This is a genomic window from Arthrobacter sp. UYEF21 (genome assembly GCF_040546085.1).
Classification (GTDB): Bacteria; Actinomycetota; Actinomycetes; order Actinomycetales; family Micrococcaceae; genus Arthrobacter.
In genome coordinates this window covers 637,271-664,195 of sequence record NZ_JBEPNF010000001.1, presented here as the reverse complement: position 1 = coordinate 664,195, position 26,925 = coordinate 637,271, and the positions used below count along the sequence as shown (strand labels likewise).

Annotated in this window: 25 protein-coding genes; 12 read left to right on the top strand and 13 right to left on the bottom strand. The window is 63.6% G+C overall.

What is annotated here, in order from left to right:
• Positions 1–278: 278 nt before the first annotated feature.
• Positions 279–569, bottom strand: coding sequence for a hypothetical protein (locus ABIB27_RS03200; protein ID WP_354217956.1), 291 nt, complete (start codon positions 567–569; stop codon positions 279–281).
• A 138-nt stretch (positions 570–707) separates the two neighbouring features.
• Complete coding sequence (locus tag ABIB27_RS03195) at positions 708–2,165, bottom strand: sensor histidine kinase (RefSeq protein WP_354253490.1); 1,458 nt, start codon at positions 2,163–2,165, stop codon at positions 708–710.
• A 177-nt stretch (positions 2,166–2,342) separates the two neighbouring features.
• On the opposite strand from ABIB27_RS03195, the gene ABIB27_RS03190 reads away from it, so the two are divergent.
• From ABIB27_RS03190 to ABIB27_RS03155, 8 genes are all read left to right on the top strand, one after another.
• Complete coding sequence (locus ABIB27_RS03190) at positions 2,343–2,675, top strand: hypothetical protein (RefSeq protein WP_354217954.1); 333 nt, start codon at positions 2,343–2,345, stop codon at positions 2,673–2,675.
• Between the two features lie 181 nt (positions 2,676–2,856).
• Positions 2,857–4,170 carry an alpha/beta hydrolase gene (locus tag ABIB27_RS03185; protein WP_354253489.1) on the top strand — a complete coding sequence of 438 codons (1,314 nt, stop codon included), beginning with the start codon at positions 2,857–2,859 and terminating at the stop codon, positions 4,168–4,170.
• Positions 4,171–4,255: 85 nt separating this feature from the next.
• Positions 4,256–4,984 carry an ABC transporter ATP-binding protein gene (locus ABIB27_RS03180; protein ID WP_354253488.1) on the top strand — a complete coding sequence of 243 codons (729 nt, stop codon included), beginning with the start codon at positions 4,256–4,258 and terminating at the stop codon, positions 4,982–4,984.
• Positions 4,981–5,883: an ABC transporter permease gene (locus ABIB27_RS03175; RefSeq protein ID WP_354253487.1), complete on the top strand. Its 903-nt coding sequence runs from the start codon at positions 4,981–4,983 to the stop codon at positions 5,881–5,883. The genes ABIB27_RS03180 and ABIB27_RS03175 overlap by 4 nt, the downstream gene beginning before the upstream one ends.
• Positions 5,876–6,844: an ABC transporter permease gene (locus tag ABIB27_RS03170; RefSeq protein WP_354253486.1), complete on the top strand. Its 969-nt coding sequence runs from the start codon at positions 5,876–5,878 to the stop codon at positions 6,842–6,844. Before ABIB27_RS03175 ends, ABIB27_RS03170 begins: the two co-directional genes overlap by 8 nt.
• Positions 6,845–6,848: 4 nt before the next feature.
• The gene (locus tag ABIB27_RS03165; RefSeq protein WP_354253485.1) at positions 6,849–7,427 is read left to right on the top strand and encodes a hypothetical protein; all 579 of its coding nucleotides are present in this window, start codon (positions 6,849–6,851) and stop codon (positions 7,425–7,427) included.
• 185 nt (positions 7,428–7,612) lie between these two features.
• A complete protein-coding gene (locus tag ABIB27_RS03160; RefSeq protein ID WP_354253484.1) occupies positions 7,613–8,344 on the top strand; it encodes a DedA family protein in 732 nt (243 codons plus the stop codon).
• Positions 8,345–8,418: 74 nt separating this feature from the next.
• On the top strand, positions 8,419–8,712 hold the full coding sequence (locus tag ABIB27_RS03155; protein ID WP_354217947.1) for a hypothetical protein: 294 nt from the start codon (positions 8,419–8,421) through the stop codon (positions 8,710–8,712).
• Between the two features lie 495 nt (positions 8,713–9,207).
• Here ABIB27_RS03155 and ABIB27_RS03150 read toward each other — a convergent pair whose 3' ends face one another.
• The 6 genes from ABIB27_RS03150 to ABIB27_RS03120 form a co-directional block, all read right to left on the bottom strand.
• Positions 9,208–9,819, bottom strand: a complete 612-nt coding sequence (locus ABIB27_RS03150) for a recombinase family protein (protein ID WP_354217946.1) — start codon at positions 9,817–9,819, stop codon at positions 9,208–9,210.
• A gap of 822 nt (positions 9,820–10,641) precedes the next feature.
• Entirely contained in the window at positions 10,642–11,043 is a 402-nt protein-coding gene (locus tag ABIB27_RS03140; RefSeq protein WP_354217945.1) for a cytochrome c oxidase subunit 4, read from the bottom strand.
• Positions 11,040–12,767, bottom strand: coding sequence for an aa3-type cytochrome oxidase subunit I (gene ctaD / locus ABIB27_RS03135; RefSeq protein ID WP_354253483.1), 1,728 nt, complete (start codon positions 12,765–12,767; stop codon positions 11,040–11,042). Before ctaD ends, ABIB27_RS03140 begins: the two co-directional genes overlap by 4 nt.
• Positions 12,768–12,777: 10 nt before the next feature.
• Positions 12,778–13,650: an aa3-type cytochrome oxidase subunit II gene (gene ctaC, locus ABIB27_RS03130; RefSeq protein ID WP_354214395.1), complete on the bottom strand. Its 873-nt coding sequence runs from the start codon at positions 13,648–13,650 to the stop codon at positions 12,778–12,780.
• A 186-nt stretch (positions 13,651–13,836) separates the two neighbouring features.
• Positions 13,837–14,220, bottom strand: coding sequence for a HesB/IscA family protein (locus ABIB27_RS03125; RefSeq protein ID WP_354214394.1), 384 nt, complete (start codon positions 14,218–14,220; stop codon positions 13,837–13,839).
• Between the two features lie 184 nt (positions 14,221–14,404).
• Positions 14,405–15,841 (bottom strand): dipeptidase, encoded by a 1,437-nt coding sequence (locus ABIB27_RS03120; RefSeq protein WP_354253482.1) that lies wholly within the window; start codon positions 15,839–15,841, stop codon positions 14,405–14,407.
• Positions 15,842–15,894: 53 nt separating this feature from the next.
• Here ABIB27_RS03120 and ABIB27_RS03115 point away from each other — a divergent pair, with 53 nt between their 5' ends.
• A complete protein-coding gene (locus ABIB27_RS03115; RefSeq protein WP_354253481.1) occupies positions 15,895–16,497 on the top strand; it encodes a DUF3043 domain-containing protein in 603 nt (200 codons plus the stop codon).
• Positions 16,498–16,617: 120 nt separating this feature from the next.
• Here ABIB27_RS03115 and ABIB27_RS03110 read toward each other — a convergent pair whose 3' ends face one another.
• The gene (locus tag ABIB27_RS03110) at positions 16,618–17,688 is read right to left on the bottom strand and encodes a quinone-dependent dihydroorotate dehydrogenase (protein WP_354214391.1); all 1,071 of its coding nucleotides are present in this window, start codon (positions 17,686–17,688) and stop codon (positions 16,618–16,620) included.
• 75 nt (positions 17,689–17,763) lie between these two features.
• Between ABIB27_RS03110 and ABIB27_RS03105 the strand changes: the two genes are divergently transcribed.
• Together ABIB27_RS03105 and ABIB27_RS03100 are read left to right on the top strand one after the other, a co-directional pair.
• Positions 17,764–18,861: an alpha/beta hydrolase gene (locus ABIB27_RS03105; RefSeq protein WP_354214390.1), complete on the top strand. Its 1,098-nt coding sequence runs from the start codon at positions 17,764–17,766 to the stop codon at positions 18,859–18,861.
• Positions 18,862–18,956: 95 nt separating this feature from the next.
• Positions 18,957–19,640 (top strand): alpha/beta hydrolase, encoded by a 684-nt coding sequence (locus tag ABIB27_RS03100; protein ID WP_354214435.1) that lies wholly within the window; start codon positions 18,957–18,959, stop codon positions 19,638–19,640.
• Here ABIB27_RS03100 and ABIB27_RS03095 read toward each other — a convergent pair.
• From ABIB27_RS03095 to leuA, 3 genes are all read right to left on the bottom strand, one after another.
• Positions 19,607–20,425, bottom strand: a complete 819-nt coding sequence (locus tag ABIB27_RS03095) for an isoprenyl transferase (protein WP_354214389.1) — start codon at positions 20,423–20,425, stop codon at positions 19,607–19,609. The two genes, ABIB27_RS03100 and ABIB27_RS03095, sit on opposite strands and share 34 nt — an antisense overlap.
• A 2-nt stretch (positions 20,426–20,427) precedes the next feature.
• On the bottom strand, positions 20,428–21,180 hold the full coding sequence (recO, locus tag ABIB27_RS03090; protein ID WP_354214388.1) for a DNA repair protein RecO: 753 nt from the start codon (positions 21,178–21,180) through the stop codon (positions 20,428–20,430).
• An 85-nt stretch (positions 21,181–21,265) separates the two neighbouring features.
• Positions 21,266–23,005, bottom strand: a complete 1,740-nt coding sequence (gene leuA, locus ABIB27_RS03085) for a 2-isopropylmalate synthase (RefSeq protein ID WP_354214387.1) — start codon at positions 23,003–23,005, stop codon at positions 21,266–21,268.
• 252 nt (positions 23,006–23,257) lie between these two features.
• Here leuA and ABIB27_RS03080 point away from each other — a divergent pair, with 252 nt between their 5' ends.
• The gene (locus ABIB27_RS03080) at positions 23,258–25,210 is read left to right on the top strand and encodes a M13 family metallopeptidase (protein WP_354253480.1); all 1,953 of its coding nucleotides are present in this window, start codon (positions 23,258–23,260) and stop codon (positions 25,208–25,210) included.
• A 60-nt stretch (positions 25,211–25,270) separates the two neighbouring features.
• Here the strand turns inward: ABIB27_RS03080 and ABIB27_RS03075 are convergent, their stop codons facing one another.
• A complete protein-coding gene (locus ABIB27_RS03075) occupies positions 25,271–26,830 on the bottom strand; it encodes an LCP family protein (RefSeq protein ID WP_354253479.1) in 1,560 nt (519 codons plus the stop codon).
• Positions 26,831–26,925 lie beyond the last annotated feature (95 nt).

The following is a 26,925-nucleotide window of genomic DNA, read 5'->3' as shown; positions in this document are numbered from 1 at the left end:
ATCCACGTCCCGGCCCGCATCGCCACCAGCGCCCGACGCATCCGCCTTCACCTGCCCGAAGCCTGGCCCTGGCAAACAGCCTGGGAAGAGCTCTTTACCACCGTCCACGCCCCACCGAAAACGGCATAGAACCCCGCCCGCCCGCCGGAAACGGCCCGACCAGGAACATCCAGTGGAACACCACCGGCAGCGAGGCCGGTGATCTGCCACGCCCGAAACCAGAATCCGCGGCCGACACCGAAATCCATCAAGACCAACCCCGGATCGGTGGATCAAGGCTAAGCGCTGCCGGTGTGGAACCGCCATAACGTGTGCGGGGCGGCTTCCCCGAATTCAAGTTCCTCTTCGATCATCCGCTCGTCAGTGTGGACTTCTTGGGGGTACCCGGTGAGGATAACCATATCCGGGCCGCCCTGACCTCGGTCCGCCGCGTCCGGACCCGCGGCCCGGGCGGCGCTGGCGGCAGTTCCCGTCGTTTTACCGTGTTCCGCGGCGGAAGCCGAACCCATGCCAAGAGTCAGCGCGACGATGATCGCCAATGCGGTGCTGGTTGCGCTGCGAAGGTACATACGGAGAACACTTCCGCACTGGAACTGAGGAACCGCTGTGACGTCTCGCGCTCCAAGGCCGCTCCCACATAACCCGAAGAAGCCGCAACTGGCCCATGCCCGGGCTTTCGAAACCTTGCGAAGCCGGTCACAGCGCCTTCATGGCGCTTCGGCGAGCCGCGGGTCCACTGCCAGGTCCGGCCCCTCTGGTTGGCGGGCGGTGGCGGGAGCCGGAGTAAAGCCCAGCTCGAATCGGCAACCCCCGCCGGGGGTTTCACCGGTGCGGATCCAGCCGTGGTGAGCTGCCATAATTCCGGCCGCGATCGCCAGGCCCAGACCGCTCCCGCCGCTTTCACGGGACCGGCTTTGATCCAGCCGGACAAAACGTTCGAAAATCCGATCCCGTTCAGCCGCCGGCACCGGCAATCCATCGTTGTCGATGCTAATGAGCGCCCCGTCATTGGTGTTGCGCAGCCGAATGCTGATCCGGGATGTGGCGTGCCGGTCGGCGTTGTCCAGGACGTTGCGCACGACCTGGCCCAGACGCCGCGGGTCCCCGGATACCCTGACGGGCTCGAGGCTGACCTCGATAACGCGGGTGCTGGTGGAACGCAGCCGGCGGATCTCCTCGTTCAGGACATCATCCAGATCCACGTCCGTGCTCTCGAGCCGGAGACCGCCGTCGTTGGTTTTGGCCAGGGTCAGCAAATCCTCGACCAGGTAACGCATCCGGGCTGTTTCCCCCGCTAAAACGGTTTTCATCTGTTCCCAGGTCGCGCCGGAAGCGTCAGCGGCGGCGATCTCCACTCCGGCGCTGAGTGTCGCAAGCGGGCTTCGCAGTTCGTGGCTGGCGTCCGAGACGAAGCGGCGTTGTTCCTGGTCTGAGGCCTGCAGCCTGCCCAGCATCATGTTCATCGTCTCGGCCAAGGACTGGATCTCATCGGCGGTGGGCGGCACGTCCACGCGCCCGTCCAGGCTCCGTGCGCTGATCCCTGCGACCTGACCACGGATCAGTTCCACTTGCCGCAGTGACCGCCCGACCAGGACCCAGACGGAAATACCGACGACCACCAGCAGCATCGGCGTGGCCCCGAGGATGAACCAAGCCACCGTGGAAACGGTGTCAGCCTGGACCTGGACGGTCGCGGCAACGACCACCGTGTAGAGCCGGCCCCCGACATCGACGCCGGTCGCCACGATCAGGAAATCGTCGCTGTCATGGAGGCTGTCCAGTCCGGTCACGTCCTGGGTCAGGGTCTGTCCGGCCCCGGGGCGAAGGGAAGTCAATGGGGCCGCCGCAGCTGCAGGTATCGATGAGGCAAATACTGAACCTCCCGGTGCGAGAATTTGCACGTATTGACCCGTATGGGCGGTCAAGGCAATGTATTGGCCGGCCTCGGCGACGTCCTGTCCGGAGATCTGTGCGATGACGTCGAAGCTTTGCTGCCGCGCCGTCGTTTCCGTTGACGCCACGAGGGAGCTCTGGAGCAAGGCGAGCAGGACGATCCCGCCCACGGCCAGTGCTGCCGCCACGACCAGCACCGCGGTCGCGGTCGCGCGCTTGCGCACACCCCAACGCGCACTGCGCTGGCGCGCCAAACCCTGAGCAGCATCCATGTTCCAAGGATGGGCCCGGCACAGGGCAGAAAACAAACCCCTCCCCCGGGTCCTGTCTCAGCCGGACCTCAAGCACGCTAAGTCTCCTCTCAGGCGCCACGGGCCACACTTGAACCATCGCCACCCGCACCGGGAGGCACCGGCGGACCCAAGAGCCCGCCACGAAAGGAGCCGGACATGAACGTTAAAGACCTGAAAACCAAGACCAAAATCGTCATCGTCAGTGCAGGAGTCCTCGGCATGGCCGGGCTGGGCCTTGGGGCCGCAAACGCTGCAACACCGGCGCCGACCACCACCCAATCCGTCACGGCGGACACGCCCACCCCGGGCGACACGGCTGACACACCAGGTGCCGTCGACACGCCCACCCCGGGCGACACAGCCGATGCTCCGGGTGCCGTCGAGGGCACCGAAGCGGCAGACGCACCGGAGGCGCCCGGTGATACCGGTCCGAACATTGAGCAGACCGGTGACCACACCGATCCCGGGGACGCCCCCGGTTCCCCGTAGCACCGACCCGCGCAGGCGGCCTTGAGGAAAGGCCCGGCAGACAGCACAGCACAGCGCCGCCGGCGTACCGGGACCCGCGAAGCACCCCGCTTCGCGGGTCTTCCGGCGCCTGGGCAGCAACACCAGCGTCCGGTATTAACTCCCGGCGTCCGGGAGCACCGGCAGTTCGAAGGACTACGGTATGAACACTCTTTCCGGGTTGGATCTGCTCACCGGGATCGTTCCGGTCAGTGTCGGGTCCGCGGCAGCGGCGGCGGCACTGCTCCTCCTGCTCCGCCGCGGGCGGAGTTGGTGGATGAAGATAGCCTCGGCGATCTCCGCCGCGGCCCTGCTGGCTCAGGGGACAAGCTGGTACTTGGTTCATGTGGCCGCAGTATCAGCCCAGGCACTGCCCTGGCCCGTTACCGGGTGGATCGGTGTCGCGTTCCTGGCTCTCCTGTTGGCGGGTCTGAACATGGCGGGAACCGGCTGGCGGCGCAAAATTACTGCACTTGTGGCCATGGCGGTACTGATTCTGGGCGCCGCGTTGGAAGTAAATGCCTACTTCGGCACCTACCGGACCCTCGGTGATCTGACCGGAGCCAATACCGCAGCGATCCAGTCGCTTCCGTCAGGCTCCCGGCTGGTGCCCCGGACCGCGGACCCGTCAGGACCCGGCCCGAAAACGGGCCCGTTGGCGGCCACATGGGTGAAGCCGGCGGGTCTCCCTGCGGCCGGGACGATCAACTCGGCGCAAATTCCGGGTACGGCGTCCGGCTTCGCCGCCCTCAGCGCCTACGTCTACCTCCCACCGGCGTACCAGGCAGACACAGGACCGGCACTGCCGGTGCTGGTCCTGATCGCCGGCCAGCCCGGCTCACCGGTAGACTGGGTTACCGCCGGCGGCGTCAAAACCGCCATGGATGCTTTCGCCGCAGCACACAACGGACTCGCACCCGTCGTAGTCATACCCGATGTCAACGGCTCCGCCACGGCCAACACAATGTGCATGGATTCGCGCATCGCCAAGGCCGGCACGTACCTCTCCACCGATGTCCCCGCCTGGATCAAAGCCACCCTGAGAGTGGATCCTGACCCTGCCCGGTGGGCGATCGGCGGTTTCTCTTTTGGCGGGACCTGCGCCCTGCAAATGGCGTCCCTGCACTCCGACAAATACCCCTCAGTAATCGACGTCAGCGGCGAAGCGGAACCGGCACTGGGTCCGGACCGGGCCGCGACCATCGCACAGGCGTTCGGCGGCGATACGGCCGCCTTCGACGCGGTCGCGCCCTTGAACGTCCTGGCCACCCGGCACTACACCCACAACAGGATCTACCTCGCCGCCGGGGCGCAGGACGGCACGTTCGCCGGCTACCAGGTCCGGGTCGCTGACGCAGCAGCTAAAGCCGGCTTTGACGTCAAGACGGCCCTGGTGCCCGGGCTGGGACACTCCTGGGAGGTTCCACGGCAGTCCCTGGCCCCGGCCGTGGACTGGCTCGCGCCCGCCCTGGGCTGAACCCCTGATGTCGGAATCCGAAGGGTTCGGCGCATCCTCAGGATTCTCTTATCGGCAGCGGCATAAGTTGCTAAGCATGACGGAAATGGCAATCGAAACCAGCATGCTGGCTAAGACCTACGGGTCGAAACAGGCCCTTGAGGCCCTGAGCCTCGAAGTTCCCAGAGGCGAGATCTTCGGCCTGCTCGGACACAACGGGGCGGGCAAGACAACGACCGTGAATATCCTGACCACGCTGCTGCCTGCCTCGTCCGGCACGGCACGGATAGCGGGCCACGACGTCAGCGCCGGTGCTGACCGGGTGCGCCGGTCGATCGGTTACCTTCCGGAGAATGTCCAGTTCTACGACAACCTCACGCTGGCGGAGAACCTGATGTTCTTCGCCCGGCTCTCAGGGGTACCGGATCCCGCCGCCCGCATCGAGACGGCACTGGCTGCCGTGGACTTCACCGGCCACGGCCAGGAACGGATGTCCACGTTCAGCAAAGGGATGCGTCAACGCGCCGGGATCGCACAGGCCATCCTGCACGAACCGAAGGTTCTGTTCCTGGACGAACCGACCTCCGGACTGGACCCGCAGGGTGTGGCCAAATTGCGGGAGATCATCATCGGCCTCAACCAGTCCGTGGGAATGACCGTGTTCATGAATACCCACCTCCTGGCAGAAGTGACCAAGACCTGCACCAGCATCGGGATCCTTAGCTCAGGGCGGCTGATCTACCAGAACTCCGTCGCGGCCACCCTGGAGGCTTTCCCGGACCAGGCATCGCTTGAAGATATTTACCTCCACATCGAATCAGGCACCCCCTCATGAATCCCTGGGTAGCCACCGTCGGCCACGAACTGCGCAGCGCCGGCCGTGAACGCCTGCCCCAACTGCTCCTGATGATATTCATCGGCATGACCGCCGCCTCGGCATTTATCGGCTCGGCCGCGAAGGCAACCGTCACCGAGGTGTACAACGCAGCGGCCGGCCAGGGGCTCACGGGTGCGCCCAATCCGTTCGGGAATGTCCCGCCGCTCTACTATGCCCGCAACACCGTCATTTACATCCTCCTGATCGGGGCCTTGCTGGCCATCGTGATCGGTGTCCAGTCCGCGATGCGGGACCGGCGTGCCCGGACGGTCGATCTGGTCCTGACCCGGCGCTTGACCCCGGCCAGCTACCTGTCCGCGAAAATGGCCGGCATCAGCCTGGGACTCCTCGCCGTCCTGGGGACCTCGGCACTGATCAGCGCGGCCTGCATCAGCGCCGTCACCGGAACCATCCCCGCACCCGATCAGCTGCTCCGACTCACGGAACTTTTTGGCGTGGCATGGCTCTTCCTGCTCTTTTTCGTGGCCCTGGGCATGGTGAGCGGGATCCACGCATCCAGTTACACCTCTGCTCTGTTGGTCCCCATCGTGATCTGGAGCGTCATTATCTTCGTGTTGCCGCTGCTCGGGACCGCGGTCCACCCCGTCTCGCTGCTGAACCCCGTAACACCGCCTACGGCCCCGCAGACCGGCATCTTTGCGCTCACCGCGGCCCTCACCGGTCCCTTGTCACTCGGGGAACACTTCAAACACGTCGCCGCAATCCTGCTCCAGGACCCCCAAGCCACCGGCACCATGACCGGCGGGATCACGGTAATCCTGGCCTTCCTCTTGGCCGGGATCGGCGCGGTCGTCCTGACCGGACGGCCCAGCATGCGAAAGGAAATTCATGACTAGCCTCATCACGCTGTGCCAGAAGGAACTCCGGGACCTCTCCCGCAACCGTTCCCTGCGGCTGCTCATCCTCTTCCTGGCCGTCGTCGTCGTGCTCTCCGTCCTCGTCGCGGCCGCGGACTTCCGGACCAAAACTGCCGACTACAACACCTATCTCGCGGCTCTTAAAGCCAGCGGTGGTGCCGTGACCGCGCCGCCGCCTGACCTTTTCCCGCTACAGATGCTCCGGGCGGGCATGGAATACCTGGAAATCGTCGGGAGCCTCTTCGCCGTAATTTTCGGCTACGGACTGATCGCCAAGGAGAAGAACAACGGGACCCTGCAACTGCTCTTCACCCGCCCTCTTGGCAGGCACAGCTTCGCCGCCGGGAAAATCCTGGCCGCCCTGATCATCTGGACCGCCGTCACCACCGCCCTGTTCGCCGTCATCACCGCGACTTTGCTCATCGCCGGCAACGCCCCCCTGACGGGAACAGACCTCATCCGGCTGCTCATCGCCGCAGCCCACACCACCATCTACCTCACCCTGTGGTCCCTCGCGGCGCTGGCCCTGGCCGCCCTCACCCGGGCCCCGGCTACCGGGCTGATCCTGGCCCTGGTCCTCTGGCTCGTGGTGGTCCTGATCATCCCGCAAATCGGCGACACCATGGACCCGGACAACCAGATCCCCGGCGGCCTCTTCGCGAGCCTCCAAATCGACAAAGCCCACGAACACGCCGTCATGGCGAACTTTACTGGCTACGAAACAGCCCGCGACCTCATCGAACGAACCTCCCTGACCAAACAATATGAACGCCCCCTCTTCGCCTGGCTCGGCATCAAAAACCAGTACAACCAACAGAGCCCTGCATTTGTGTGGGCAGGGACGTTCAACCACAGCCTCTGGCTCCTCGCCGGATTCTCCGCGGCCATCACCGCAGCATTCCTGGCCGGCACCCGGCACAAACTCCTCCGAAAGGCCTAGAACAATGAAGACGCTCACCCTCAAGAAAATTCTTTTCCTGGCACTGGTCGTCATCGCCGCCCTGGCCGCGATCCTGATCTGGCAGGGGACCCTCGGGGCCCCCACACCATCGGCCCAGCCCTCATCAACAGCCCCGGCGGCCACCGTGCTGCCCGTCACCAAAAACCCCATCGCCACCACCGGAATCGCCCCGGGACTCACCATCAGCAAAGTTAAGGCCGAAGACAACACCGACCCGCAAACCAACGCCGCCATTCCGGACCGGCTCCAGTTCACACTGAGCAACTCCACCCCCGCCCAGATCAGCAGTATCGAGGTGTACTACACCATGACGGATTCAGCCACGGGACAAACGGAGTCCTACTACCAGAAGCTGGACGGACTGACCCTGGCGCCGGACGCGTCCGCCACCGTGTATTTCGACAACGGCAACGGCCCCGGGCACTACCCGGAAAACAAATACAGCCTCTACCGCACCTCAACCAACGAAGTAAAAATCAGCGTTGAGGCCGCCGCGCCCGGACTCGCACCAGCCACCGCCACCGCCACCAAAGCCAAGGGCACCGGCGAAAAACTAGACTGACACAGGTTACTGCCGGGCCAGGCGACGGTGCAGGGACATGCCTCAGGATCCCCTCAGGCGTCATCATCCATGCTGGTAGTACCGATACGAACCCGCAGGAGACCCACCATGAAGAGCCCGAGCCAGAGCCAGACGGCCGCTGGAGGATCAACCGGTCCGGCGGCCCGAGAACAGGACCGCACGTCATGACCTGGATCATCGATGCCATCCGCAACGCCGGGCCCCTGCCCGCCTACCTGATCATTGCTGCCCTGGTCTTCGCCGAAGACGCCCTGTTCATCGGTTTCATCCTGCCCGGCGAAACCGCAGCCGTCCTCGGCGGGGTCCTGGCCAGCCAGCACCATCTTCAACTCTGGCTCATCCTGCTCCTCGTCATCGCCGCAGCCATCATCGGAGACACCGTCGGCTACCAGATCGGCCGCCACTTCGGGTCCCGGATCCTGCAGATCCCCCTGCTCCAAAAACGCCGGCCGCAGCTGGACCGGGCACGGGACCTACTCGCCCGCAAGGGAGGATCCGCCGTGTTCCTAGGCCGGTTCACCGCGTTCTTCCGCGCCGTCATGCCCGCCCTCGCCGGGCTATCCCACATGCCCTACCGCCGATTCCTGGCCTTCAACATCGCCGGAGGCACCATCTGGGGGGCCGCGGTAGTCCTCGCCGGATACTTCGCCGGAAACGTCTACCTCACGGCCGCCAAAACCTTCGGACCCACAGTAACCATCGCACTGCTGGCCGTCCTCACGGCCGCGGCGGCAGCCTGGTACCTCCGAAAAAGGATCAAAGCCCGAACCGGTCAGGGCCCCGCTGCGCCGCCATTCCAAAGCGAAACTCCCAGCCAGCCGGTGTCCTTGGAAACCAATCAACCCGAAGACCCGCAGCCGCCGATACGGCCCGCACACACATGCACGGTCCCATAAATGAAAAGTTGCAACGGACCAGGGCATTGCCGGCAGGTCCCCAAAGAGAACGTTCCCAAGGAAAGGACGAGCCGATGAACTTTGACGATCCCCGGATTCCCGTGTACGCCACGGCACCCCGCGCCGGAGGACCAGAAAACGACACAGCCATGTCGCTGCAAGACCAGGCCCGTGGCATCATCCAAGCGGTCCTGACCGACCCGGAAGCCGCATCTGTCAAGGCCACTCTGCGCAGCCTTCTCGCTGCCCACCCCGATGACCACGTCGCCGTACTCCGGGAACACCTGATCCTGATACGGGGACTGGACCGTGCACCGAGGGACGGTACCGGGATCGCTACCGAACCCAGAGCCCGGTCGCACTCCTAAAGTGCTTATCGATGACAACCAAATCAAGGTGTAGTCATGAATGCAGCCCGAAACGACTCTCCACCCAACAGTCCGGGCCGCTAACGGCTTTTACGGGTTGATGTATCAGGCGGACGGGAACCTCGTGCTCAACGTCCCGGACGGGGGACTCCGGGACCGATGGCAGCGCTGCCGGGGTTTGCATCATGCAGGCCGACGGGAACCTCGTGCTCTACGGCCAGGACGAGGACTACGTGTGGGACAGCAAAACAGGCAAACCCCGGAAGCCGACTCATCGTTCAAGACGACGGAAACGCAGTCATCTACCGGCCCGAAGGCACTCCGGTGTGGGTAACGGGAACCCCCTAGTCCTAGATAGAGACGTAGCCGAGAAAAGTCTCCGAGGTCCGGGGACCCGGCGCTAGCTTGCGAGGCGCGGCCGGCAGGAACCGACCCTGACGCAGCGGCGGAGAATCAGTGAGCTATCCGCGCTCGACGTGCAGCCGTTCTTGGTTCCTACCGTGCCAGTAACTTAACGCCGTCGGGACGAAGCTCTCCGGCCGGTGAGACGTGCCGGTACAGGGTCTGGCGGGTGATGCCGAGTTCGGTGCAGAGCTCCCCGACTTTGGTGCCGGGCTTGCCCATGGATGCAGTGGCGAGCCGGAGTTTGGCTGGGGTCATCTTGTAGGGGCGTCCTCCGTTGCGGCCGCGGGCGCGGGCGGAAGCGAGGCCGGCGAGGGTTCGCTCGGAAATGAGTTCACGTTCGAACTCGGCGAGGGCGGCGAAGATCCCGAAGACGAGCTTCCCCGAAGCTGTGGTGGTGTCGATCGCGGCGCCCTGCCCAGTGAGGACCTTCAGCCCGATACCGCGTTCGGTGAGATCGTGGACGATGTTGACCAAGTGGCGCAGGTCCCGGCCCAGCCGGTCCAGTTTCCATACGACCAAGGCGTCGCCATGGCGCATGGCTTTGAGGCAGGCGGCCAGTTCGGGCCGGTCATCCCTCTTCCCGGAGGCCTTGTCCTCATAGAGGGATTCCGGATCGATGCCGGCGGCCAGGAGTGCGTCGCGCTGCAGGTCCGTGGTCTGGGAGCCGTCGGCCTTTGAGACGCGCATGTATCCAACGAGCACAGCAGTTCTCCTCTGTCATTTATACGTTCGTTTAAGTGACAGTGCGATTTCAAACCGGGTTGGAATCAAAAATATGTCACTTAACCAGTCATTTATTCTAAGTCGTGCAAAGGGTCATTGATTCCCTGTTTGTGACAGAAAGTCGAGGGGTATCTGAAGCTCGGCGAAGGTTTCCCGGAGACCGCGCACGGATTCTCACTCCGGCATCCGTACCGTGCCAAGTCGTAGCGCTATTTCGCGATCAGAGGGTATTCTGTGGCCGCTTCAACAGCGATGTCGAAGGAATCCCATGCCCGTTTCGATAGCTCGGGCAGAGTCGGATCGCTCCGGTCATCAGTGTGTAGGCCAGACTCCCATGGATACTGGCCGTGATAGGAAACCACAGCCGGGGCCAGCCAACGCTCCAGCTCACTCAACGTCAATCCGGCAGCCTGATCCGAATCATAGGTTCGACGTTCTGCGGGGTTGGGGACCGTCGTCCCCGGGAGTTCGTGGACCCGCATCGAGTTCGTGAAGGAAAACCCCCTCTTCACCGGCGAAGACTCGCCCCTGGCGAACCCCATGCTCTCCGTCATGGGCCGGCTCAGCCCCGCGAATTCGGCATCAGCCGAGAAACCGTCTACCAATACATCCGAAACCCCGTCCACTAACCCAAACTTGGCGGCTCACGACACCCTCAGGAGGACCAGGCCGCGTAGGGATACCGGTGCGTTTGTCCCCCATATATAACGACGTTGGGCCCCACCCGAAGGTGGGACCCAACGTTTTTGTCTGACGCAAGTTTCCAGTAGACGCCCGGTGCAGCTGTCGGGTCAGGGGACCTTAGTGCGCGTGGTCTCCGCGGCTGTACTCGAAGACCCAGCCCACGAGTGCAACCACGGCGAGTCCTGCGGCGATGAACGTAATCCACCAGCCGACTGCCAGGCCCAGGAATCCTCCTGCGCAGGAAAGGCCCAGGACCAGCGGCCACCAGCTCCAGGGGCTGAAGTGCCCCTGTTCGCCGGCGCCTTCGTGGATCTCGGCGTCGCTGCGGTCCTCCGGACGGAGTCCGACCCTTTTACCGGTGAAGCCAAGGTAGGCACCGATCATGCCCGAGAGACCGGCCACGAGGAGAATTCCCAACAGGCCAACGGGTTCATGCCAGTTGGTCATGAAACCATAAACCAGGGCGACTGGTACGAAGAAGAAAACGCCGCCGCCAAAAATCCAAGATTCGATCTTCACTGGGCTGTGTCCTTCTGGTCGGCGTTACCGAGCACTGCTGCTACGGGAGCAGGCGACTCGACTGTATGTACCTGCGAAAGTTCCGGGTGGTGCAGGTCCAGGGCCGGCCGCTCTGAACGGATGCGGGGGAGGGACGTGAAGTTGTGGCGAGGCGGCGGGCACGACGTGGCCCATTCGAGCGAGGCGCCGAAGCCCCACGGGTCATCGACTTCGACCTTCTCCGTGCTGCGCCAGGTGATGTAGACGTTCCAGAAGAACGGGATCAGCGACGCACCGAGGACAAACGAGGCGATGGTGGAAAACTGGTTCATCCAGGTGAAGTTGTCCTCCACGAGGTAGTCGGCGTAACGGCGGGGCATGCCCATAACGCCGAGCCAGTGCTGGATGAGGAAGGTTCCGTGGAAGCCCAGGAACAGCAGCCAGAAGTGGATCTTGCCGAGGCGCTCGTTGAGCATCTTGCCGGTGAATTTCGGCCACCAGAAGTAGAAGCCGGCGAACATCGCGAACACCACGGTGCCGAACACCACATAGTGGAAGTGCGCCACCACGAAGTATGAGTCGGAGACGTGGAAGTCCAGCGGCGGGGATGCCAGGATGATCCCGGTCAGGCCGCCGAAGAGGAACGTGATCAGGAAGCCGATGCTCCACAGCATGGGGGTTTCGAAGGTCAACGACCCCCGCCACATGGTGCCGATCCAGTTGAAGAACTTCACACCGGTGGGAACCGCGATGAGCATGGTCATAAACGCGAAGAACGGCAGCAGCACCGAACCGGTCACGTACATGTGGTGGGCCCACACCGTCACGGACAGGGCGGCAATGGCAATGGTGGCGTAGACCAGACCCTTGTAGCCAAAGATCGGCTTGCGGCTGAAGACCGGGAAGATCTCCGAGACGATGCCGAAGAACGGCAGCGCGATAATGTACACCTCCGGGTGGCCAAAGAACCAGAACAGGTGCTGCCAGAGAACCGCGCCACCATTTTCCGGGTCAAATATATGTGCACCGAACCGGCGATCAGCACCCAGCGCGAACAGAGCTGCCGCCAAGGGTGGGAAAGCCATCAGGACCAGGATGGACGTGATCAGGGCGTTCCAGGTGAAGATGGGCATCCGCCACATGGTCATGCCCGGGGCGCGCATGCAGATGATGGTGGTGATGAAGTTGACCGCGCCCAGGATGGTTCCGAAACCGGACAGGGCCAGGCCGAAGACCCACAGGTCACCACCTATGCCGGGGCTGAACGTGGTGTTGGACAGCGGCGCATACGCGAACCAGCCGAACGAAGCAGCACCCTGCGGAGTGATGAAGCCCGACACGGCGATGGTGGAGCCGAAGAGGAAGAACCAGAACGCCAGCGCATTCAGCCGCGGAAAGGCGACGTCGGGAGCGCCGATCTGCAGGGGCATGATCACGTTGGTGAAGCCCGCGAACAGCGGGGTGGCGAACATCAGCAGCATGACGGTCCCGTGCATGGTGAACAGCTGGTTGTACTGCTCTTTGGTCTGCAGGATCTGCATGCCCGGTTCGAACAGTTCAGCCCGGATGAGCAGCGCCATCACGCCGCCCAGGCAGAAGAACACAAACGACGCGATCAGGTACATGTACCCGATGGTCTTGTGGTCAGTAGAGGTGATCCAGTTGACGACGACGCGTCCCTTGGACTTCGGAACTACGGGAGCCGCAGAGGTCTCCACAGGTGCGTATTGGGTGTAAGTAGCCACGTCGCTCCCCTTACTTAATTTCGTTCAGGTTCGGGTTGCGATTGTATTCTGTGCCGAGGAGCCCCGTGTTGCCTGCATCCTTGAGCTTGTCCATGTGGGCCTTGAACTCGGCTTCGGAGACAACCTTGACGCGGAAGAGCATTTCGGAGTGGTACTCGCCGCAGAGTTCTGCGCATTTACCGTCATAGGTTCCCTCTTTAGTGGGAGTGAACCGGATGTAGTTGGTCTTGCCCGGGATCATGTCGCGCTTCTGCAGGAAGGCGGGAACCCAGAAGGAGTGGATGACATCGCGGGAGTTGAGCTCTACGTCGACTGACTTGCCCACCGGCAGGTACAGCGTCGGGAGGGCTTCCTTGTTGATGGTGTTACCCGTCAGGTGGGCCTGTACACCGGCTTCGTAGACGTCCTGCTCGACGACTTGGCCGGACTTGTAGTTGAAGTCCCAGGCCCACTGCTTGGCACGGACGTCAACCACGACGTCGGCCGGCTGTGACCGGTCATCAATGGCTTGCTGGTCACGGTCCGTGAAGTAGAAGAACACCAGGACCATGAAAATCGGGATGGTCAGATAGAACACCTCGAGCGGGAGGTTAAAGCTGATCTGCTTCGGGAATCCCACGGTCCCCTTGCGGCGGCGATAGGCAACAAGGCACCAGACGATCAAACCCCACGTAATGACGCCCACTACAAGGGCCGCAATCCATGAGTTGACCCAGAGGTCCATGATCCGGTCAGTGTGATTGGTGGTTCCACGCTCGGTGGGCAGCCACCCCCTCGATACCTCTGGCGAACATCCAGTCAAAACCAACGCGCCGGCAACTGCCAATCCTGAGATCGAAGTGATCGTTTTGCGTCGGCTGCCGGTTCGGTTCTGCGAACTCACAGACGGCCCTTCCTACTTGTTGCTGTTGCCCGGCCGCCTCGATGGCCTTCCGGGCACACTAAAAGTTTTACTACTCGGTGTAGAGCTTACCGCTCCGCCGGGCGTTTCGCCCACATGTCGGCGCCGTGCCTCCGTGCCGTTTTTGGCTGATGAGAAGCAGGCGCCGACATCGGGCGAAAGAACCGGTCAGTGGAACGAATCACCACATGCGCACGAGCCTCCGGCGTTTGGGTTGTCGATGGTGAAGCCCTGCTTTGATATGGTGTCTTCAAAATCGATGCTGGCTCCGCTGAGGTAAGGCACGCTCATCTTGTCCACCACAACTTCTACGCCGTCGTAGTCGCGGACGGCATCTCCGTCGAGCAGGCGTTCGTCGAAGTAGAGCTGGTAGATGAGGCCCGAGCAGCCGCCGGGCTGGACGGCAACGCGGAGGCGAAGGTCAGTGCGGCCTTCCTGCTCAAGGAGGCTGCGGACCTTGCCTGCAGCGACGTCGGTGAGCTTGACCTCATGCGCGGCCAGTTCATCGCTGGCAGCGGTTTCGGTGGTGTTCTCGTTGGTTGCGGTGCTCATTTGGCCTACCTTTGGACGGTCCTGGCGGCCCCGCTTCAGCGGTGCCTGCCCCTACGGATACGGTACGGGCTATAGCTACATGCTACTTCGGTCAGACGTATAGCTCTAACTCCAGACGTAACTATCGCCGCCCTGCATTGTGTTCCCGTCCGGCGCTGTCAACGGCATGCAGTGACGGTGCAGTTCAGCCGAGCCCCTCGATGTTGAGCCTGGCCAGAAGCAGCGCCTCGGCGAGAATGGCGTTCCTAAAATCGCCGATGTGCAGTGACTCGTTTGCACTGTGGGCCCGGGAGTCGGGATCCTCGACTCCCGTCACGAGGATCTGGACATCGGGGTAGAGGTCCAACAAGTCAGATATGAACGGAATCGATCCCCCGATGCCCATTTCCACCGCGGGGACGCCCCAGGCCTCTTCCAACGCCCACATGGCAAACTTCGCCGCAGTGTAATTCGTATCGGCGAGGAACGAATTGCCGCTCTCCCCCGGCGTCAAGACAACCTTGGCGCCAAAGGGTGTGTTGGCCTCGACGTGCCGCCGCACGGCATCCATCGCCTCTGCGGGTATCTGGCCGGGAGCCAGGCGCAGGCTGAACTTGGCGCGTGCCCGCGGCAGGAGGGTATTCGATGCCACATCAACTGCCGGGGCGTCGAACCCGATGATCGACAGCGCGGGTTTGGTCCACAGGCGTCCGGCGATACTGCCTGTGCCGGCCAGCCGGACGCCGTCGAGCACGGAGGCATCCGCACGGTACTCCGCTTCGGTGAGGCCCACACCGACGTTGTCATAGGACACCAGGCCTTCGATGGCCACGTTGCCTTCGGCATCATGAAGTGTGGCAATCAGCCGGGACAAGAGGGTGGGGGCATCCAGCACCGGGCCGCCGAACATGCCCGAGTGGACAGCATGTTCGAGCACCTGGACTTCAATGGTGCCGTCCACCAGGCCGCGCAGGCTGGTGGTCAGTGCCGGTATCCCCACTTTCCAGTTGCTGGAGTCGGCCACAACAATGACGTCTGCGCTCAGCAGTTCACGGTGCGTTTCGAGGAAGGTGCGGAACGTGGGAGAACCAGCTTCCTCCTCACCCTCGAAGAAGAAGGTTACGCCGAGGCCAAATTCGGTACCAAGAACCTCGGCCGCTGCTGTGTAGGCAGCCACGTGGGCCATGATTCCGGCCTTATCATCAGCGGCGCCCCGCCCGTACAGCCGGCCATTGCGTTCGACGGCGGTGAACGGCTCTGATTCCCACAGCGCCGGATCCCCGGGCGGCTGCACGTCGTGGTGGGCGTACAGAAGAATGGTCGGCTTGCCTTGGGCGGCCTGCCGACGTGCCACGACGGCGGGCCCGCCCGGGGTACCGTCCACCTTCTGGCTGCGCAGTATCTGGACATCCCCGAGTCCTGCCGCCCGCAGGAGTTCAGCCACCGCCGCAGCGCTGGCGTCCAAAGGAGCAGGATCGAAACTCGACCAGGCGATGCCTGGGATGGCCACGAGATGGCTGAGCCGCTCAAGCGTGCCGTCGAAAGACCGGTCCACGGACAGCCGGAGAGCCTCGGCATCAATAGTTCCTGCTGAGCGGGGGGCGCCGGCGTTCTCTGGAGTGGCCGCTGAAGTAGGAGTCATGGCGAACACACTACCCGCGCCGGATCGCCCGGGCCGCAAGGTATTCTGTTCAAGTGTTCGGACGTAAAAAGGAAGCGCCAACGGCGCAGGAATCAATAGACCAGCAGGCCGCTGAAGTGGCAGCCCGGCAGGATGCCGCGTTGGGTAAGGGTGCGCCCACTCCCAAACGCAAAGCCCAGGAAGCGGCCCGCAAACGGCCCCTGGTGCCGGAAGACCGGAAGGCTTCGAAGACCGCTGAGCGGCAGGCGATCCAGGACCAGCGGACCAAGATGCGTAAGGCTTTGGACACTGGTGACGAAAAATTCCTGCCCGTGCGGGACAAGGGGCCGCAGAAACGTTATGCCCGCGACTTTGTTGACGCGCGCTTCAGCCTGGGCGAATACCTGATGTTCGGCGCCCTCGTTTTTGTCATTATTTCCCTCATCGTGCCGGCGTCCGGCGAGCAGATGGTGTACGTGCTGGGTGGCTTCTGGGTGATGTTCCTGGCCGTTTTTGTGGACGTGTTTATTCTGTCCCGGCAGCTCCGCAAGAAACTGACGGCGAAGTTCGGCGAAGTTGAGCGCGGCACGGTCTGGTACGGCTCGATGCGTTCGTTGCAGTTCCGCAAACTGCGGCTCCCCAAGCCGCTTGTGAAGCGCGGCCAGTACCCCTCCTGACGGACAGGTCCCGACATACCCACTCCTGACAGGCCGTCACGGCCCGCCCACGGATCGCTCCAATCTTGAAACAAAAATCCCCGGCGGTAGGACCGCCGGGGATTTTTGCATCCGTGGTTGTCAGCGCCGGCGATTTTTGACCAGTTCCCGGTTAATACGGGCCGCCCAGAAGGGACCTTCATAGAGGAAAGCGGTGTAACCCTGGACCAGGGTTGCCCCCGCGTCCAGGCGATCCTGGACATCATTCGCCGTCTCGACGCCGCCAACGGCCACGAGGGTAATCGCGCCCCCGGTGGCTTCAGTCAGCCGGCGAAGGACCTCCAGCGACCGCTGCTTGAGCGGTGCCCCGGACAGGCCCCCGGCACCGCATTCCGCCACCTTCGCTGCCGGCGACCTAAGGCCGGAGCGTCCTATGGTGGTATTGGTTGCGATGATTCCGTCCAGCTTCAGGTCCAACGCCAGCCGCGCGACGTCGTCGATATCCTCATCGCTCAAGTCAGGGGCGATCTTTACGAGCAGTGGGATGTGCCGGCCGGCAGCCCTGTCCGCCTCCTCCCCCACCGCGGCCAGCAGCGGACGAAGCGTCTGGACATCCTGCAGAAGGCGAAGCCCGGGCGTGTTGGGTGAGCTGACATTGACTACCAGGTAATCGGCAGCCGGGGCGAGGCTCCGGGCGCTGTTGAGATAGTCCGCCACGGCGTCGGCCAGTTCCACCACTTTGCTCTTCCCGATGTTCACCCCGATCACCGGCCGCACGGCGGGGTGTTTGCGCTGGAGAGCGGCACGGGCAGCCTTAAGGCGGGGCTCGACGGCGGCCGCGCCGTCGTTGTTGAAGCCCATCCTGTTGATCACTGCGCGGTCCTCGATCAACCTGAAGAGGCGTGGTTTTTCGTTTCCGGGCTGCGCCTGGCCGGTAATGGTGCCAACTTCGACGTGGCCGAAACCGAGTTCCGTGAGGGCTTCGATGCCCAGCCCCTCCTTGTCGAACCCGGCGGCAAGGCCGAATGGGGACGGGAACGTCACGCCAAATGCCGTGGTCTGCAGGGACTGTGCCGGGGCTGTGAACCGCTGCAGCAGCCGCCCTGCACCGGAGGTGTGGGCGAGCTTGATCCCCCTGAATCCGATCTTGTGGGCGCGCTCGGCGTCCATCCATGAAAAGGCCAGCTTGAAGAAAGTCGGATATACGCGCATGGCTCTAGTTTTCCGCCTTGTACGGTCCAGACCAAACCGGGCCGACAAAGTTGGTGGCCCGGCTACCATAAACCCATGGAGTGGCAGCCAGACATCCTCGGTGCAGGCTTCGAGGCGTGCACATTCGAGGCCGCGGGTGCCGACGGCGTCCAACGGACAGCGACGCTGGTGCGGTTCCGCCCAGGGGTGCAAGACCGGGACTACCTCGGAAACGTGCCCGGGCCACGACGGACGGTGCTTTTCCTGCATGGCTGGAGCGATTACTTCTTCAATGTGGACCTTGCACAGTTCTGGACCGGCCACGGGTTTGAGTTCTATGCGCTGGACATGCACAACCACGGCCGCAGCCTCCGACCCGATGCCCCCGGCGGGTACGTCGCCAACCTTGGCGATTATGACGCCGAGATCGGCCAGGCCATTGAGATCATCCGCACCGATTCTGGGCTGCCCGAACAAGTACAACAGTCCGTTGCCGAAGAGCCCACGCCAGGCCAGTCTGAGCGCGAAGAACCTGAACCGGCCTGGGATGAGACCATGCTGCTTACCCTCATGGGCCATTCCACCGGAGGCCTGGTGGCGGCACTGTGGGTCAGCAGCCACCCTGGCACGGCCTCTCAACTTGTCCTGAACAGCCCCTGGCTCGAGATGCATGGCAGCTCACTGGTGCGCCGGGCAGCATCCACGATGGTGGGACCGGTGGCGCGCTTCCGGCCCGAGGCCGTACTGCGCCTTCCCGAGCGCGGATTCTATTGGCGGACCATCAGCAGTTCGGCCGATGGCGAATGGGCCGTTGACGACAAATTCCGGCCGCCGATGGCTTTCCCGCTCCGCGCCGGCTGGCTGAGCGCCGTCCTGTCCGGTCATGCCAAAGTGGCACGGGGGCTGGCAATCGATATCCCCATCCTGGTCCTGCTCTCGCGGGGCAGCGCCACTGGGCCTTTCTGGACTGAGGAAATGCGGCGGACCGACGCCGTGCTGGACGTGAACATTATTGCTCTCCGGGCGCTCACGCTGGGGCACACCGTCACAGTTGAACGGATTGAAGGCGCGCTCCACGACGTCTTTCTCTCCCCTGCCGCCGTGCGGACGGACGCCTATGCCCGGCTTTCCCGGTGGCTGTGCGGGTACGGCAATCCCACGCCCGGCCCCGCCGAATCTCTACCCGGCGCATGACCGGACCGAGGGCGGGCACCCAACCGGCTGCCGAGCCGGTTCCGGCCCCGGTGCCTTAGCTGCATGGCTGGGCGGACTACTTTCTTTAGGCGGAACTGGCGGATCAGCTGTCAGCGCGGGGGCTCCACTTTGATGCCTTGGATCTCAGGAAATTCGGGCGGCGCCTGCGGGAGGGGCAGACCCCCCGCTACGCGACGGACCTCCAGATCTACGACGAAGACCTGGCAGCGGCAATGGCGGCAATCAGGGCCGACCTCTCGCATTTGACCATTGACCGGGCCGGACCGGTCCCCACAGTGCACCTTTTAGGACATTCCTTCGGCGGTTTCGTCGCAGCGCTGTGGGCGGACCGCCATCCGGGCGCGCTGGGGACCCTGATCCTCAACGCCCCGTGGCTGGAACTCCAGGGCAGCAGACTGATCCGGAACCTCGCCATGCATTTGGTGGAGCCCGTCGCCAGAGCCGATCCGAGGCGCCCGTTCCGCATACCGGAGATGCACGGTTATTGGCAAGGCGTCAGCAGCGAGGCACATGGCGAGTGGCAGCTCCATCCCTTTTGGCGGCCGGCCGCCCCGTTCCCCATCCGGGCAGGCTGGGCGAAGGCGGTCCTGGCCGGGCACACCGCCGCTTCGAGGGGATTGCACATCACGGCGCCCGTGCTGGTGATGCCTTCAGACCGGACAAGCATCCAGGCTGAATGGACCGAGGAGCTGATACATGCTGCCTCCTGGGCGCAGTCCTACACCTACGGGGTGGCGGCGTCGACGGCGCCGCCGTAGCGCCGGTCCCGCTGGGCGTAGATTTCCACTGCTTCCCAGAGTGTCCGGCGGTCCACATCCGGCCACAGGGTGTCCATAAAAACAAATTCAGCGTAGGCCGACTGCCAGAGCAGGAAGTTGGAAAGCCGCTGCTCCCCCGAGCTCCGCAGGAACAGGTCGACATCCGGCAGGTCCGGTTCGTCCAGGAACTTCTGGATGGTCTTTTCGGTGATTGCCCCGGGCTTCAGGCGGCCCGCGGCTACCTCAGAGGCAATGGCCGATACGGCATCGGTAATTTCGGCACGTCCGCCGTAGTTAACACACATGGTCAACGTGCACGTGCTGTTGCCGGCGGTGAACTCCTCCGCCTCTTCCAGTTCGCGGATCACCGACCCCCACAGCCGGGGACGGCGTCCTGACCACCGGACCCGGACACCCCAGTCGTCCAGCTGGTTCCGCTGCCTGCGCAGCACATCCTTATTAAAACCCATCAGGAAGCGGACTTCCTCCGGTGAGCGGCGCCAGTTCTCAGTGGAGAATGCATAGACGCTTACATACTCAATGCCGAGTTCGATGGCTCCGGCCATCACATCGAGCAGGGCGGGCTCGCCGGCTTTGTGGCCCTCGATCCGCGGAAGTCCGCGCTGGTTCGCCCAGCGCCCGTTACCGTCCATCACAATGGCCACATGGCGGGGGATGAATTCTGCCGGGATCGCCGGTGCAACCGCCCCGGACGGATGCGGATAGGGTGCCACCACCGGAGTGGTCCGCTTCCGCATCGGGGGGTACTTTTTTCCCAAGGCCACTGTCAGGCACGCTCCACATGTTTGAGGGATTTCAGGACACGCTCAAGGTGCCATTGCAGGTATGCCGCCACCAAGCCGGCGGCTTCGCGCCGGTGCGGCACGCCGGACCCGTCCGCCGTCCTCCAATCCCCTGTCAGCAGGGCAGCCAACAGCGTGACGGTTTGCGCTGCAGGCGCAGGCGAGCCAGGCGGCCGGCAGTCAGCGCAGACCATGCCGCCCAGGGGAGCCGAAAACGCAGTATGGGGGCCGGGCCTCCCGCAGCGGGCGCAGTCCGTGAAGCTCGGCGCCCAGCCGCCCGTAGCGAGGGCCCGCAGCAGGTACGAATCCAGGATCAGCCCCGACGCGTGGTCACCCCTGCTGAGCGAGGCCAAGGCCCCCACCAGCAGGTTGTATTGGGCAGTGCCCGCTTCGCCGTCGACGTCGGTCAGCTTTTCGGCCGTTTCCGTCATGGCGGCAGCCACTGTGTAGCGCCCATAGTCTGCAGCTATGCTGCCCCCGTAGGCGCCTTTGGCGACAGCCTGCGTGACGATGTCCAGCGTTTTTCCGGAGACCAATTGCAAGTCCGCGACCATAAATGGCTCCAGTCGGGCCCCGAATTTACTGCTGGTACGCCGCACACCCTTGGCGACGGCCCGGATCTGGCCGTGATGTTTGGTCAGGAGCGTGATGATGCGGTCAGCTTCACCCAGTTTGTGTGTTCGCAGCACGACGGCGTCATCACGGTAAGACCGGGCGGCAAAGGATTGTTGGACCACGGTTAATCTTCGCACTGTGTTCCGGAAAGCCGGCTATGCCGGTGCGTTGCGCGCCGTGGCTTCCGGCGCGCACCGCTGTTCCGGATCAGGCTCGCGAATCCCGGATAGCACGGTTGACCGCGGAAATGACCGCCTTCAGCGAGGACGTGCTGGTGTTGGCATCCATGCCGACGCCCCACAGGACACGCTCCCCCACGGCGCACTCGACGTACGCGGCGGCCGTGGCGTTTCCGCCTTCGGAAAGGGCATGCTCGCTGTAGTCCAGCACCCGGACATCCACGCCGTCGTCGTGCAGAATGCTCAGCAAAGCGGCGATGGGTCCGTTTCCGGTGCCGGTGCGGCGCGCCTGGACACCGTCCACGGTGAGGGAAGCGTGCAGGGTCAGCCCGCCGTCGTCATCGGTTTCGGTGCTGAAGGAACCCAATGAGTACCGGCCCCACTGGCCGTCAGACTGGCTGGAGGGAAGGTATTCGTCCTGGAAGATCTGCCAGAGCTGGGATCCGGTGACCTCACCGCCCACAGTGTCGGTGCGCTTCTGGATCACGCCGGAGAACTCGATCTGGGCGCGGCGCGGCAGGTCCAGGCTGTGCTCGTTCTTGAGCAGGTAGGCCACGCCTCCCTTGCCGGACTGCGAGTTCACCCGGATGACGGCTTCGTAGCTGCGGCCCAGATCCTTGGGGTCAATAGGCAGGTACGGGACCGCCCAGGTGAAGTCGGCAACGTCCTTGCCGGCAGCGGCAGCATCCCGTTCCAGGGCCTCAAAGCCCTTCTTGATGGCATCCTGGTGCGAGCCGGAGAAAGCGGTGAAAACGAGGTCGCCGCCGTACGGGGCACGTTCGGCGACCGGCAGCTGATTGCAGTACTCCACGGTGCGCCGGATTTCGTCGATATCGGAGAAATCGATCATGGGATCGATCCCCTGGACGAACATGTTCAGGCCCAGGGTGACAAGGTCCACGTTGCCGGTCCGCTCGCCGTTGCCGAACAGGCAGCCTTCGATCCGGTCAGCGCCGGCCAGGTAACCGAGTTCGGCGGCGGCAACACCGGTGCCGCGGTCGTTGTGCGGGTGCAGGGACAGAATGATGCCTTCGCGCGGGTGCAGGTGACGGTTCATCCACTCAATGGAATCGGCGTAGACGTTGGGGGTGGCCATCTCCACCGTGGCGGGCAGGTTGATGATGACCTGGCTGTCGGCGGAGGCTTCAAACACCTCAGCGATGGCGTTGCAGACCCTGACGGCATATTCCAGCTCTGTGCCGGTGAAGGACTCAGGGGAATATTCGTACGTGACGTGGGTATCGACGAGGGTTTCCTCGTACTTTTTGCACAGCCGGGCGCCCTGGAGCGCGATGTCCAGGATTCCGTCCTCGTCCTGGTTGAACACCACGCGGCGTTGCAGGACGGACGTTGAGTTGTACAGGTGGACGATGGCCTGCTTGGCGCCCACCAGCGACTCGTAGGTCCGCTCGATCAGCTGCTCGCGGGCCTGGGTCAGGACCTGGATGGTGACGTCATCCGGGATGTGGTTGCCCTCGATGAGCTGGCGGACGAAGTCGAAGTCGGTCTGCGACGCCGACGGGAAGCCGACCTCGATCTCCTTATAGCCCATGCGGACCAGCAGATCGAACATCTTCATCTTGCGGGCCGGGCTCATTGGGTCAATCAGTGCCTGGTTGCCGTCACGCAGATCCACGGCACACCAGCGCGGGGCTTTGGTGATGACCTTGTCTGGCCAGGTGCGGTCCGGCAGTTCAACGGTGATCTGATCCTGGAACGGCAGGTAACGGTGGGCGGGCATTCCAGAAGACTTCTGTGCGTTTTGCATGAGTATCGGGGCCTTTTCTGTGGTTCAGATCTGAAAGGTGGCCGGGCAACACAAACTCCGCAGCGAGGGTGGGCCTTGCGCTAGATCGCGTCTGAGGCCTCGCCGCGGCACATAAGAAGGAGCAGTTCTGCGCGCACCATTTGAGAGTAACACGGGTGCGTAAGATGAAAGTGCAACATCTCCCGCAACGTCCACCATGCAGACGCCGCACCGGTGCAGCGCCGGCGCGGCACGTCACACGAAGGAGCTTCTGTGCCCATTTCGGGGATCGATCTATCCAACATTGACCACGCCGTCAGGCCGCAGGACGACCTGTACCAGCACGTGAACGGGTCCTGGCTCAAGGCCACTGAAATTCCGGATGACCGGCCACTCGAGGGAACATTCACCGCGTTGCGCGACGGCGCGGAGATGGCGGTCCGCGACATCATCGAAGAAGCGGCTGCCAAAGGCCAGGCCGCCACGGGGATCGAACGGAAGGTGGGCGATCTATACAACAGCTTCATGGATGAGGCAACCGTTGAGGCCAAGGGCATGGAGCCCATCCGCCAACGGCTGGAGGCTGTCTCCGCCACCACGTCCATCGCCGACGTCGTTGCCCTCGCCGGGAGCCTGTTCAGGGCCGACGTTTCGGGATTGTTCTACATCTACCCCGCACCGGACGCCGGCAACCCGGACCGCGTCCTGGTCTATATAGGTCAGGGCGGCCTGGGCTTGCCCGACGAGTCGTATTACCGGGAGGAGAAGTTCGCTCCCATGGTCGCGGCCTACCGGGAGCATGTCCGGACCATGTTCACCCTGGGCGGGATTCCGGACGCCGGGTCAGCTGCCGGCCGGGTGGTGGCCCTCGAAACCAGCCTGGCGTCCCACCACTGGGACAATGTCACGCTGCGGGACCCACGGAAGACCTACAACCTCAAGTCTGCCGCGGAGGCTACCGCACTTTTCCCGCTCCTGGGCACCTGGTTCGAAGCTGCCGGGGTAGATGCCGGCAAACGGGCGGAAATTGTCGTCAGCACGCCGGACTTTTTCAGTGGAGCCGCGGCGTTGCTGGACTCCGAGCCACTGCAGGCCTGGCAGGAATGGCTGGCGTTGCGGATCATCAACGCCGCCGCGCCGTATCTTTCCGCCGGGTTCGTCGATGCCAGCTTCGCCTTCTACGGCACTACCCTCAGCGGAACGCCGCGCAACAAGGACCGTTGGAAGCGGGCTGTCGCCGTTGTTGAAGCTGGCCTGGGCGAAGCAGTGGGCCAGATTTACGTGTCCAAGCACTTCCCCGAGTCGCACAAGGCAGGTATGCAGACCCTGGTAGCCAACCTGATCGAGGCTTACCGGCGGAGCATCACCGGCCTGGACTGGATGGGCGAGGCGACCAAGGCTGAAGCACTGCGGAAACTGGACGCTTTCCGCGCCAAGATCGGTTACCCGGACAAGTGGATCGACTACTCAGCGGTGGAGATCGACCCCGCCGATCTTCTGGGCAACGTGGAGCGCGCCCATAACGCCGACGTCGAGCGCCACCTCGATGAGGTAGGTAAGCCGGTTGACCTGGACAAATGGCTCATGACTCCGCAGACGGTCAACGCCTATTACCACCCGATGCTCAACGAAATCGTGTTCCCGGCAGCCATCCTGCAGCCGCCTTTCTTCACGGCCGACGCCGACGACGCCGTGAACTACGGCGGAATCGGGGCTGTCATCGGTCACGAAATCGGCCACGGTTTTGATGATCAGGGTTCACAGTTCGACGGCGGCGGTGCGCTGCGGAACTGGTGGACCGAGGACGACCGCAAGGCGTTCGAGGAACTCACCGCCAAGTTGGTTGCCCAGTACGATGCCCTGTCGCCCTATGCCGCGCCGGGGCACAACGTCAACGGCAAACTGACCTTGGGGGAAAACATCGGCGATCTGGGCGGCCTGACCATCGCTTACAAGGCATACCTCCTGAGCCTCAACGGCAGGGAACCCGAGGTGCTGGACGGGCTGACGGGCCAGCAGCGCTTCTTCGCCTCCTGGGCAGCCGGCTGGCGCCAGGTTATCCGGGCCGAAGAAGCCATCCGGAGGCTCGCCACTGATCCCCACTCCCCCAACGAGTTCCGCACCAACGCCATCGCCAGGAACCTGGACGCGTTCCATGAGGCTTTTGGCGTGACTGACCAGGATGGCATGTGGATGCCGCAGGACTCGCGGGTCAGCATCTGGTAGTACCTTCAAACGCAGAGAGGCGGGGCCTGTTGGCCCCGCCTCTCCTGCACCTCGCTGAAGTCAGTTTTGAACGATCAGGAATGGATTCGCCTGCTGGCAAAGACTGTCACCGGCTGTCTGGTTGACGATGTCCGCCGGCAGTGCGACGGCACCGTAGGTGGCACCGGATGTGAAGTCGGTCCCCAGGTAGGCCTGAACGCCTACGACGCCGGGCGCCGGCTGCACCTGCGCGGCCGGGATTCCCAGCAGCGCGGCGACGTCGGCCGCGACGTCCGCGAAGTCCGTCCCGTAGTAAACCGCGCTTTGCGTCACCGGAGTGGCAGCGAACTGACCGGTCTGGGTGAAGCCACCGGTCACTAGTGCCTGCACGATTTCCTGGGCACGCCCCGGCACTCCGCTGCCGTTGGACACTGTGACGGGCTGGACGGCCTTGTTGTATGGCGGCACGGGCGTTTCCGTGGGCTCCGCTGCGGGTGCGGCCGTTTCCGACGGCGTGGGTGTGGCCCGGGCCCTCGGATCCGTCAGGTCCACGTCATCGCGGAGGGCTGCAAACAGCTGGGATCCTGCCGGTTCGGCAATCTGGAGGCGGTTGGTGTCTGACAGTGCCGGGGTGGTGGGTACCGCCACAAAAGCCACCTTGCTGATGTTAATGTCCTTGAGCCGGTTGCCGATCGTCAGCAGCGACGGCACGGACGCGAGTCCCTCATCCACGGTGAGGTTCTGGGTGACGGTGTCAGCAATGTTCAGCAATTTTGCGGGGCTGGACAGCGTGCCGTCGTCCTTGATCTTCCGTGTGAGGGAGGACAGGAATCCCTGTTGCGCCTTGATTCGGCCCAGATCGCCGCCGTCGGCAAAAGCATGCCGGGTACGGAGGAAGGCGAGTGCCATTTCACCCTGCACCGAAGACGTGCCCTTGGGGAGCCGCAGGCGCGAATCAGGATCGTAGACGGCGTCACTGATGCAGACGTCCACACCACCAACAGTGTTCGAAAGTTCCTTGACTGCATTGAAATCCGCCATCATGAAATGATCGACCGTCAGGCCTGTCAGTTTATTGACGGTGTCCACGGCACAGCCGATGCCCGCCTGCGACATGGCCTCGTTGATCATCACCCCGCGGAGGGCAGGAAACGACTGTTTGGTTTTCTGGTCCTTGCACTGCGGAATATCCACCAGCAAGTCCCGGGGGAAGCTGATGACGCTGACGCGCTTGTTATCAGCCGAGATGTCCATCAGCATCATGACGTCGGACTTGCCGTATCCCAGGGAGTCTTGCACTGAGCCGTACTCGGCGTTTTTGCCCTCCCGGGTGTCCGATCCAAGGATGAGGATCTGCATCCGGCCCGTTGAGTCCGAGTTCGCGGCGCCATCTCCGGCGCTCAGCGGTGCCGTGGTGATGTTCGATTGCAGGCGGAAGTACCAGTAACCAGCGAAGCCGAGGCCTCCGAGCAGCACAACGGTCAGCACGGCCGTGGTCACTTTCAGCCATCCTGGCATCTGCCGCTGCCCCCCGAGGTGCCGGCCAACGCCGACGGCGCTGGCGTCCGCGTGCCGGGAGACCGGACCGGCTCCGGCTGATGCGTCAGCTCCGTACTCGCGATTGTCGCGGCTTCGCCCCATGTGGTGTACCTTCCTCGAAAATTGAATCCGGCCTATTTTAGTAGCCCATGCTGGGAACTTCCCGGTGACCGGCCGGGGCAACGGGTTCCGTTGCG